The 10,059-nt window shown below is 69.5% G+C and carries 7 protein-coding genes and 1 pseudogene; 3 read left to right on the top strand and 5 right to left on the bottom strand.

Annotated elements, in window-relative coordinates; translation table 11 throughout:
- Nucleotides 1-2,608, bottom strand: a 2,608-nt coding sequence (locus tag DQP56_RS19695; RefSeq protein ID WP_133258980.1) for an arabinosyltransferase domain-containing protein, incomplete at its 3' end; no start/stop codon positions are given.
- Nucleotides 2,609-2,660: 52 nt separating this feature from the next.
- Between DQP56_RS19695 and DQP56_RS19700 the strand changes: the two genes are divergently transcribed.
- Nucleotides 2,661-3,326, top strand: coding sequence for an alpha/beta hydrolase (locus DQP56_RS19700; RefSeq protein WP_112688320.1), 666 nt, complete (start codon nucleotides 2,661-2,663; stop codon nucleotides 3,324-3,326).
- A gap of 7 nt (nucleotides 3,327-3,333) precedes the next feature.
- Here the strand turns inward: DQP56_RS19700 and DQP56_RS19705 are convergent, their stop codons facing one another.
- The 3 genes from DQP56_RS19705 to dprE1 all read right to left on the bottom strand — a co-directional run bounded on the left by DQP56_RS19705 (nucleotide 3,334) and on the right by dprE1 (nucleotide 7,634).
- Nucleotides 3,334-5,295: a galactan 5-O-arabinofuranosyltransferase gene (locus DQP56_RS19705; protein WP_234825743.1), complete on the bottom strand. Its 1,962-nt coding sequence runs from the start codon at nucleotides 5,293-5,295 to the stop codon at nucleotides 3,334-3,336.
- A 179-nt stretch (nucleotides 5,296-5,474) separates the two neighbouring features.
- Entirely contained in the window at nucleotides 5,475-6,239 is a 765-nt protein-coding gene (gene dprE2 / locus DQP56_RS19710; RefSeq protein WP_112688322.1) for a decaprenylphospho-beta-D-erythro-pentofuranosid-2-ulose 2-reductase, read from the bottom strand.
- Nucleotides 6,240-7,634 carry a decaprenylphosphoryl-beta-D-ribose oxidase gene (gene dprE1, locus DQP56_RS19715; protein WP_112688325.1) on the bottom strand — a complete coding sequence of 465 codons (1,395 nt, stop codon included), beginning with the start codon at nucleotides 7,632-7,634 and terminating at the stop codon, nucleotides 6,240-6,242. It lies immediately after the preceding gene.
- Between the two features lie 78 nt (nucleotides 7,635-7,712).
- Here dprE1 and DQP56_RS19720 point away from each other — a divergent pair, with 78 nt between their 5' ends.
- A complete protein-coding gene (locus DQP56_RS19720; protein WP_234825742.1) occupies nucleotides 7,713-8,273 on the top strand; it encodes a hypothetical protein in 561 nt (186 codons plus the stop codon).
- Nucleotides 8,274-8,362: 89 nt separating this feature from the next.
- A pseudogene (locus DQP56_RS19725) lies at nucleotides 8,363-8,551 on the top strand (PIN domain-containing protein); the annotation flags it as partial.
- Between the two features lie 55 nt (nucleotides 8,552-8,606).
- Here the strand turns inward: DQP56_RS19725 and DQP56_RS19730 are convergent.
- A partial coding sequence (locus DQP56_RS19730) for a cellulase family glycosylhydrolase (RefSeq protein WP_112688331.1) occupies nucleotides 8,607-10,059 on the bottom strand: 1,453 nt, incomplete at its 5' end.

Consider the following 10,059-nt stretch of genomic DNA (forward strand, 5'->3'; position numbering starts at 1 on the left):
CTGCCGCGTGACCGCTACACCACCCCGGTCCGGCCTCGGCCCGGTCGGCGGGCAGCCGGTACCAGGCCGAGCGCAGTTGGGCGGGCACCTGTACCCCGGGACGCCAGCTGCCCAGCACCGGGACCCGGGCCGGGTCCAGCTTGTAGGGCAGCCGGGCCCGTGAGCCGTTGATGCCCTCGCGGGAGGTGGTGCCACCCTCGGTACCGGCTTCACCGCTGCTCTCGGCGCCGGTCTGCGCGTCGTCGTCGGCCAGCCGGCCCAACCCGGGCGGCCCGATCACCTGGTCGGCGGAGACGTCGGCGGGAATCCCGTTGGGCGCGAACCCGGCCGAGAACGTCGCACCCAGCGCTTCGGCGACCGGCGTGTCGACCGGCTCAAGCATCCCGGCGTTGGGGTCCTGCTCCACCAGTACGTCATCGGCCAGCCCGCACGTGTTGCCGGTGCCCAGCACGGGAATGGCGGCCAGGTTGGACCGGCCCACCGTCCACGCCGGGTACTGGCCGAGCATCGACACCGTCAGCGACACCACTTGGAAGACGACCAGCACCCAGCAGGCGATCGCCAGCGGGTAGCCGGACAGCGCCGTGAAACGCGGCGGGCGATCCTCGCCGTTGAAGAAGTGGAACCAGGCCGCCACCAGCAGCGCCAGTACGGTCAGCCCCACCCCCATGGTGGCGAACGCCAGATGCCACTTGGGGAACGCATTCGACCACGGCACCCCGAAGTTGGAGACGTACCACCAGCCGTTGACGCTGGCGAACGACAGTGCGGTGATGAAGAGCACCAGCGCGGTGAACAGCGTCCGGTTGCGCCGTGAGTGCATCGCCGCGGCGCCCACCGCGACCGCGGCCAGCGCGCCCAGCGAACCGGCCAGCCCGGCGAACACGCCGAAGTGATGCGTCCACTTGGTGGGGGTGAACATCATCGCGATGAACGAGATGATGGTGATCCCGATGATGCGCCGGCTCGGGCCGGCCGCGGTGCCGGGAATCCGGCCCTTGCGCAACGCCATCGCCACGCTCACCGCCAGCGCGACGCCCAGCGCCAGCACCGGGAACCGCCGGGCCACCGAACCGTCCGGGGTCGCCAGGAACAGCCGCTCGTAGCGGACGTGCTCCTCGAACCAGGCCAGGCTGGGGCCGACCGCGGACTTCAGCGTGCTGGCCTCGATCTCGCCGGCCAGCGTCTGGTCGCGGAAGATCACGATCGCGGTGATGCTGATCGCGGCGGCGATGGGCGCCAGCAGCGGCGCCAGCCCGAACTGCGCCGAGCGCCGGTGCAAGATGGTGCGCAGCGGCCCGATCGCCACCAACAGAGCACCGATGGAGGCGATCCCGGTCGGCCCGGAGAACAGCGTCAGCGCGCCGATGATGCAGGCGACCGCCAATGGCAGCAGCCGGCTGGTGGCCACCGCCCGTTCCACCGAGCACCAGGTCGCCAGGATGCCCAGCGCGATGATCGGCTCCGGGCGCAAGCCGTTGTTCAGCGGCAGCCAGAACGCCAGGAACATGCCGGCCGCGGTCCAGGCCGCCGCGGTGCTGTGTTTGACGGCATGCCCCAGCCGGGGGATCACCTCACGGCTGATCAGCCACCAGCAGGCCAGCGCCATGGCCAGGGTGGGCAGCCGCATCCAGATGCTGGAGGTGGACACGTGCGCCCACACCGCCAGCAGGTCGTAGTACCAGCCGAACGGCGCCTCCGGGGTGCCGAACCAGCGGTAGAAGTTGGCCATGTAGCCGGCGTGCTCGGAGATGCGCGCCATGGTCAGGATGTAGCCGTCGTCGCTGGTGTTGGCCCCGACGAAGTGCCACCACACCAGTACCAGGGTGACCAGCGTGTCCAGCGGCGACATCGACCACCAGCGGGCCGGCAGGAACCGGCGGTGCCGGGTGCCGTCGGCGGTGTCCAGCACGTGCAGGGCGATCAGCGCGATGACCGTCAGCGCCACCCCGAGGAGCATCGCGGCCAGCTTCAGCGGGGTCGGCGCGCTGGAGAAGCGGGTGTCGACGGTAGCGGTGAATTCCAGTCCGGCCGGCGCCGGCCCGGACAGGTCGGTGTAGACGCCGACGATCTGCGGCCGGAAGTCATAGCCGCTGCGGGTGCCGGTCAGCGGCGAACCGGGGTGCTCGGCATTGGGGCCGTGCTTGAGGCCGACGAACTCGGCGGTGACGCGGTCGGCGTGTGCGGTGAACGTCAGCTTCTGGCAGTCCGGGCCGAGCACCTGCGACAGCGGCGCCACCACCACCGGCACGTTGCGCACCACCAGGACCAGGTCGTCGTTGACGCGTTCGATGAGCAGCCCGCGGTCGACGGCCTTGGGCGCCTGCTTGGGCACCGTGGACAACAGCACGGTGTCGGTTTTGGTCAGGCCCGCCGCGGCCTGGCACGGCACGTTGATATCCAGATCGGTGGCCACGTAGCTGATCAGCGGGGCTTGCACGCTGGTCAGGACGCCGTTCTGCGGCCAGTTGAGTTCCGCGGTGGTCTGGTTGACCGGCAACAGCGGGGTGAGAATCGCCAGCAGGGTGCCCAGTACGCCGGCGACGACGGCGACGGCCCGAGCAATCCGGAAGTCGGCGCGCGTATCGGTCACGGACCTAGATGCTATCGGGGTGCTTTGCGGCCCCGCGTGGTGTGTCTAGCCGGGCAGACTTGGGGCTATGGACACTGTTGAGTACGCCCCCGGCCGGTCGGCCGATTTGTTCGGTGAGCCTTCCCGGGCAACCGCACTGCTGTGGCACGGCAAACAGCCCGACGCCCGCACGGCGCTGCGGCCGCTCGCCGACCTGGTGGCGGCCCACGGCGTGCACGTGGTGGTGCCCGACTGGAATTCCCACCACGACGACGGCGGGCGCGCAGATCTGCTGCGCTCGGTGCAGTTCGCGCGGGAACGGGCCGACGACGCTGACGGCCTGATCCTGGTGGGGTGGTCGATGGGCGGCCTCGCGGCGGCCGGGCTGGCGATTCACGCCGACCGGTTCGACGTCCGCTTCTCCCACGTGGTGTGTCTGGCCGGCGCGTTCCTGGTTCCCGATCCGATCAGCGGCACCGAGCCGGTCGCCGCGCTGCCGGGCGGCCGGCGCTGCCCGATCACGTTGCTGCACGGCACAGCGGACGACGTTGTTCCGGTGACGGCGAGCCGCGAGTTCGCCGCAGCCCTGGCGCACCACGGGTGGCCGGTGGAGTTGGACGAGTTGTCCGCCGATCACGGGTCGATCGCCGGGGCCCGTTATGACCCTGAGGCCGATCGTTATGCGGCCGCCACCGACCGCCGCACGTTGGCGGTCGCCGCCGAGGTGGCCGAGCGCATCGCGGGCCCGCGGTGACGCCGGTTCACCGCCGCCGCACGGCCAGCACGAACGGCCCGATCTTCTCCACCTGGAACGCCGGGCCGTCGAACAGCGCCGCATCCAGTTCCACGGTGTAGCGCTTCACGTTGGGGTGGTTGGGATAGACGTCCTTGGCCAGCCGCAACGTGTAGCTGTCCCCGGCACCGGGCCGCAGCAGAAACACCGTCGGCGCCGGCCACGGCAGGTCGTCGAGGGCGCGGGTGAACTGCGCCGAGGTCTCCAGCTTCGACCATGACTCGATCGCGGCGGCGCGCGCGGAGAACTGCGCCAGCGGGTTGGCGTAGTGGCTCGTCAGACCCTGGAAGCCCCAGTAGGGGTAGAAGGACAGGAAGCTGTAGTCGGCGGTGAGCACCACGATCTCGTCGCGCGCCTTGCCGGTGGCCTTGGTGATGGCAGCGTCAACCGCTTCGTAGTACTTCGCCGCACCGGGCGGGCGCCGGTCGCCGCGCTGGCCGTGACCGTCGGTGTCGGTGTAGGCCACGGTGATGTCGGGGCGCAGCACCTCGGGGATGTCCTGGGTGAACGCCAGCGCCCCGGCCAGCCCGACGGCCGTGGCCACCGGGTACACCACCCGGTGCCAACCAGTGCCGGCTTGACCGAGCGCCCGGGCGCCCTCGACGAAGCCGAACACCCCGGCGGTGGCCAGCAGCACCGTCAGCGTCGGCTGCAGCCGGAAGCTGAGCAGTGTGGTGCGGGCGAGCGTCGACAGCATCGACAGCAGCGACCACAGGTAGACGGCCACGACGCCGATCGCCAGCGCACCCGCCCGAGTGGAGCTGCGGGCTTTGACCACCAGCCACCCGGTGCCCAGCAGGCACAGCGCGCCGAGCAGGGTGAACTGCAGCATCGGGAAGCTCAACTCGGCGCCGTCACCGGGCAGGTAGTGCCGGGCGCTGCCGGTGTCGCTGACCGGGTGATGCAGCGTGGCCAGCAGGTACGGCGTCCAGGTGATCGCCGCGATGGCCAGTGCGACCACACCGATCACCAGCAGCCGGACCAGCGGGCTCAGCGCCGCCTTGAGGCCGTCGCGCAGGCGCGATGCCGCCAGCAGTAGCGCCATCAGCGTCACGGTGAACGCGCTGTAGGCCACCAGGAGGGTGTAGAAGGTGGCGGCGAAACCGAGGAAGACGCCGGTGCCGACGATGGCTCCCCAGCCCGTCCGCCCGCCGGCGCCCCAGCCCCGGCGCTGGTTTGCCGCGAGACGCAATCCTGCGACGGATTCGCCGGCGTGTCGGTCGTCAGATTGCGCCTCGGCGGGTGAGGCGTCGGGGGAGTCGGCGCCAGGCCGGGCCCCGGCGCGCAGGCCCGACCAGGCCAGGATCAGCACCGGCGGCAGCAACACGGTGATCATCGCCGCATAGGGCTCCGGGGAGCTGTAGGCCAGCGTCACCGCGGCGCCGGCGATGGTGGCGATCAGCGCGTACTCGAAGCGGATCAGCTTGTTCCACAGCACCAGCGCGACCGCGACCGCCACGGCCATCGAGGTGATCGCCCACGGCTTGTACATCTCCCAGCCCGGGATCCCGGTCAGCGCCGCGGCCCGGCCGCCCAGCCAGAACCAGCCCGGCGGATAGAACGACGGCAGGCCCAGGTAGGTCATATCGGCAAGCGCGGGACTGTCGGTCATCCGGGTCAGGTATTCGGTGCGGAACTGCTGGTCCACTGAGATCCCGAACAGATACAGCTTGGTGGCGCCCAGCGGCATCGCCAGCGTCACCACCGAGAAGGCGCTGGTGAACACGACCGCCGCCAGCCACGCCAGGGCCCGCCGGCCCCGCCGCCATAGCAAGCCGGCGCCGGTCAACGCGGCCAGGCAACCGACCTGCCCGACGGTGGTCAGCGCGTGCAGTTGGTTCGACGACGGGTACGCCGGCCACTCGACCCGGGCGATCGCCACCAGGGCGACCACGGCGACGACGACGGCGATGAGGCCGGCCAGGATCATCTGGGCCACCGTGTTCAGCGCGTTACGCACGGCCACCACCAGTCCCAACTGTCACCCGGAGAGATAGAGGTCGACTGCCCGCCTCGGAGCGACGACCGTTGTCGCGCGAAGGTGGGCAACTCACCGAAACCTTCCCCCGCGTGACGTGTGTGACGCACGAGACCGGCGCGGCTCATCGGCTAGATGGGCAGCCGGCGGAAGATCGCCCGCGGGACGTGGCGCAGCACCATCATGACGTAGCGGAATGCCCCTGGCGCCCAGACGATTTCCTTGCCCTTGGCGGCCGCGGTGACCGCCAGCTCGGCGACGTCCTCCTTGTCGACGGTCAGCGGGGCCTCCTTGACGTGCGCGGAGAACCGGGTCCGCACCTGGCCGGGCCGGATCACCAGCACCCGAACCCCGTCGTCGCGCAGCGCCTCGCCCAGGCCGAGGTAGAAACCGTCGAGCCCGGCCTTGGTGGAGCCGTAGACGAAGTTGGTGCGGCGCACCCGCTCGCCGGCCACCGAGCTCATCGCGATGATCTGCCCGAAGCCCTGGGCGCCCATCTTGTTCGCGAGCAGCACCCCGACCGAAACCGCTGCGGTGTAGTTGACCCCGGCGACCTGCACGGCCTTGGCCTGGTTGTGCCAGAGCTCCTCGGCGTCGGCGTCCATGCCGAACGCCACGATGGCGACGTCGATATCGCCGTCGCTGAAGGCCGACTCGATCATCGCCGGGTGGCTCGCGGTGTCGAGGGCGTCGAAGTCGATCACCCGCACCGACTTGGCGCCGGCGGCCTCCATCTGAGCCACGGCGTCGTCGCGGCCGGGGTCGCCCGGCAGGCAGGCCAGCACCACGCTGGCCGAGGCGTGGCGCAGGTAGCGCGCGCAGATCGCCAGCCCGATCTCGGACGTACCGCCCAGCAGCAGAATGGACTGGGGATTTCCGGTGGCGTCAAGCACCATCTACAGCAGCTCCAAACGTCGGGCCATGTCGGAGGCGAAGACCCCGTCGGGGTCGACCTTGCGGCGCACCGCAATCCACTCGTCGATGCGCGGGTACATGGCGTGGAAATTCTCCGCGGTGGTGCGGGAATCCTTGGCGGTGTAGAGCCGGCCGCCGAACTCCATCACCCGGCGGTCCAGCCCGTTGAGGAACTCATCGACCCCGGGCCGCATCGGGAAGTCCATGGCGACGTTCCAGCCGGCCATCGGGAAGCTCAGCGGCGCCTGGTTGCCGGGCCCGAACAGTTTGAACACGTTCAGCGCCGACGAGTGCCCGCTGGCCTGGATGTCGCGGATGATCGCCTTGAACTCCTCGACCGCCTCGGTGGGAACCAGGAACTGGTACTGGGCGAAACCCGCCGTGCCGTAGGCCCGATTCCATTCCCCCAGCAGGTCCAGCGGGTGGTAGAACTGCGTCAGGTTCTGCACCTTGCCCCGGTAGTGCCCGCCGCGCCGGTAGTACAGCTCGCCGATCACGCTGGCCGACAGCTTGTTCATCAGCCCGTTCGGGAAGATGTCGGGCACCGTCATCAGCTGCGGGGCGTCGAATTTCAGCGGGTCGCGGGCCAGCTTCCTGGGCAGCTCGTCGCGCCGCGCCAACCGGCCCCGGGTGATGGCCGCCCTGCCGAGCTTCGGCGGCGCACTGACGGCGTCGAACCAGGCCGAGGAGTAGGTGTAGTCGGCCTCGCTGCCGTCGCTGTGGAAGGCGATGGTCTCTTCAAGGGTGGTGGTGTTGTCGCCGTCGTTGATGAAGTACGCGGTTTCGGTGGGGGTCATCGCGATGACGGCGCGCACGATGATGCCGGTCAGCCCGTTGCCGCCGACGGTGGCCCAGAACAACTCGGCCTCGGGGCCGTCCGGAGTCAGATGCCGCACGGAACCGTCGGCGGTCAGCAACTCCATGGACACCACATGGTTGCCAAAACTGCCCTCACTGTGGTGATTCTTGCCATGGATGTCGCAGGCGATCGCGCCGCCGATGGTGACCTGGCGGGTGCCCGGCAGCACCGGTACCCACAGGCCGAACGGCAAGGCGGCCTTCATCAACTGGTCCAGGCTGACGCCGCCGTCGACGTCGACGACGCCGTCATCGGCGGAGATCGAGTGGATCCGGTTCAGCGCGGTCATGTCGACGACCAGGCCGCCGCCGTTCTGGGCGTTGTCGCCGTAGGAGCGACCCAGGCCGCGGGCGATCACGCCGCGCCGGTTTGCGAGGGATCCGTGATCGGATGCGCGCGCCACGGCTTTGGCGATGATCTCGACGTCCGGGGTGGACAGCACCTGCGCCACGCTCGGCGCGGTGCGGCCCCAACCCGTCAGCCGCCGCGTGGTCGTCTGCAACTCGGTGCTCAACATCGCAGATGAGGGTACCGCCAACGCGCCCGCAAACCGGTTCCGCGTGACTAATCGGATGACTACCGTTACGATCGCGCAATGCCTGAGACTCCCCCCACAGATTCCGCCTCTTCGGCCAAGCCCGCCAAGCCCAAGACCGCGGGTTTTCCGAAATCTTCCACTTCATCCCAGGGCCTGTCGGTGCCCACGATCGCCGCTCTCGCGTTGTCGGTGCTCGCCATCGTGTTGGCCGTCTTCGGCTGGTTCTACCCGTCAACGGGCCAGAAGTTCTCCGGCGATCAGCGCCAGGAAGCCAAGGGCAAGATCTGCGCCGCGCAGGCCGTGGTGCGCCAAGGCACCCAGTTCAACACCAACCTGCAGAACCCGGTGCCCGGCGACCTGGCCGGTGACCTGGCGGTCGGCACCAACGCCCGGCTGTCGCTGTTCGCCGGCGGTGCGTTCCTGCACCAGCGCCTGGAGGCCAATCCGGCCACCCCGGATGACCTGTCCAAGGCCGTCGGCGACATGGCCGACACGCTGGAGGCGCTGAGCATCAACTACCTGGCCGGGCACTCGCCGGACGACTCGGTGCAGCAGCCCCTGCGCGACCAGCTGCGCGGTCAGATCGACGTGCTCGACAACCTCTGCCAGCCGGAGTAACTCCTTCCGATCTGCACAGTGGGCTGGGCGATGTCTGAGACATCGCCCAGCCCACTCGCTTTGGTCGGCCTGCCGTCGCAGCGATGCGATTCGATCGGGTCCGCCGCCTGCAGCGCGACCTGGCTCATCACCACGGGATGTGGCGTCGAACGCCGCTGCCCGAGTTGTTCCTCGCCGAGACTGCGCTGCACCACGGTGCCGGCGTCGTGCATCACGACCGCGACTACCGCCGGATCGGCGAGGTGCGGCCGGATTTGCAAGTCTGCGAACTCGGCTGAGTGTGCGCAGTTCCGGTTCGGAAACGCGTGTCGGGCCGGACACACAGTTTCCGTATTAAGACCGCGCCGGCGTCACCGTGACGGTCACGGTGCTCGCTCCGGCGTCTGAGGCGATCACCAGCTGGTGGGCGCCGGCCAGCGAGACGACCTCACCGCCGGTGACCGTGACCTGGTAGTCGGTGGACGGCACCCAGATGGTGGTCTGCGAGCCCGCGGCGAAACTGCCACTGCCGTCGGCCATCTCGGTCGAGTAGCTGAACTGCAGGGCGCCGTCGGTCACCGACCACGAGCCCGGGATGCCGGCGACCACCTGCGGGTACGCCTGCGCCAGCGTGGCCATGACGCCCGAGGCGATGCCGTCGGCGTCGGGTTCGCCGGAGTTCGCGCGCGACAGGCCGTACTCCCAGAACAGCCAGCCGAATCCGCGCGTGTTCGCCTCGTCGAGGGTGTCGGTGATGCTCTGGATGTTGCCGGTGTTGCCGAACTCGGTGATCATCGCGGGAATGTTGTGCTTGGCGGCGTAGGACGCTGCGTCGCCCTGGATGAGCTGTTCCCACAGCCCGCAGCCGAAGGCGGTGTCGCCGAAGAGCGCCGTCGACGTGCAGTAGTCGTGGAATGCGTAGACGGTGTTCGGGTCGTCCACCGTGCCCAGCTGGGTGGGCAGCGGCAGGTTGCCGGTCAGCGTGTTGGGTTCGAAGTACACCGGGGTGTGCGGGTCCACGGCGCGGATCGCGGCGTCCACTTGGTTGTAGAACGCGGTCAGGTATTGGGAGTCGAAGAACGGGTTGCCCAAAACCGTGCCCAGCCACTGGGTTCCGGCCCACGGCTCGTTCATGATCTCGTAGCCGGCGACGTTGCCGTTGCCGGCGAAGTACTCGGCGACGACCTCCCACATCCGGGCATAGCTGTTCTGCAGCTTGACGCCGTCGGCGACGGTTCCGTTGTTCCAGAACGCATCCCAGGCATGGTTCACCGCGGGGCTGACCACGTAGTTCCACGGGAAGCCCACATTGATCTCGGGCAGGCCGCCGGTGTCGGTGGCCCACGCCGGCGCGCCGTCGAAACCGCCGTCGATGGAGTCGGAGTAGACGTCTTGGTGCATGTCGAGCAGGCTGACGATGTTGTACCGGGCCAGCAGCTGCACCGTCCGTTCGATCGAGGCCAGGTAGTTGTAGTCGTAGACGCCGGGTTGCGGTTCCACCCCGGCCCAGAGCACGCCGACTCGCACCATGTTGACGCCGTGCGCGGCCAGATACGCCGCGTCGGCCTCGGCGAACCCGCCGGCTTCCGGGGTGTACGGCGCGTTCTTGTAGACCTCGTTGGTGCCGTGCATGATCACGACCCGGCCGTCGCTGTCGGTGAGCCAGGGCCCGGTCACCGTGATCGGCCCGTAGCTGGTGTCCCAGAAGGCCGGTTTGTCCAGCGGCACCCCGCTGCCGAAGTGGCCGACCGCGCCGTGGGTCCCCATCAGGCCCGGGTTGCCGCCGGCGCCGCCCAGCGCGGGGAGC

The sequence above is a fragment of the Mycolicibacter senuensis genome, assembly GCF_003284925.1.
Taxonomy (GTDB): Bacteria; Actinomycetota; Actinomycetes; order Mycobacteriales; family Mycobacteriaceae; genus Mycobacterium; species Mycobacterium algericum_A.

Bases quoted from the DNA above. Each gene is read 5' to 3' on its own strand.
- dprE1 (WP_112688325.1), bottom strand. From the start codon at position 7,634: ATGTTGAGCACCGAGTTGCAGACGACCACGCGGCGGCTGACGGGTTGG.
- DQP56_RS19720 (WP_234825742.1), top strand. From the start codon at position 7,713: ATGCCTGAGACTCCCCCCACAGATTCCGCCTCTTCGGCCAAGCCCGCC.
- DQP56_RS19700 (WP_112688320.1), top strand. From the start codon at position 2,661: ATGGACACTGTTGAGTACGCCCCCGGCCGGTCGGCCGATTTGTTCGGT.
- DQP56_RS19705 (WP_234825743.1), bottom strand. From the start codon at position 5,295: ATGATCCTGGCCGGCCTCATCGCCGTCGTCGTCGCCGTGGTCGCCCTG.
- dprE2 (WP_112688322.1), bottom strand. From the start codon at position 6,239: ATGGTGCTTGACGCCACCGGAAATCCCCAGTCCATTCTGCTGCTGGGC.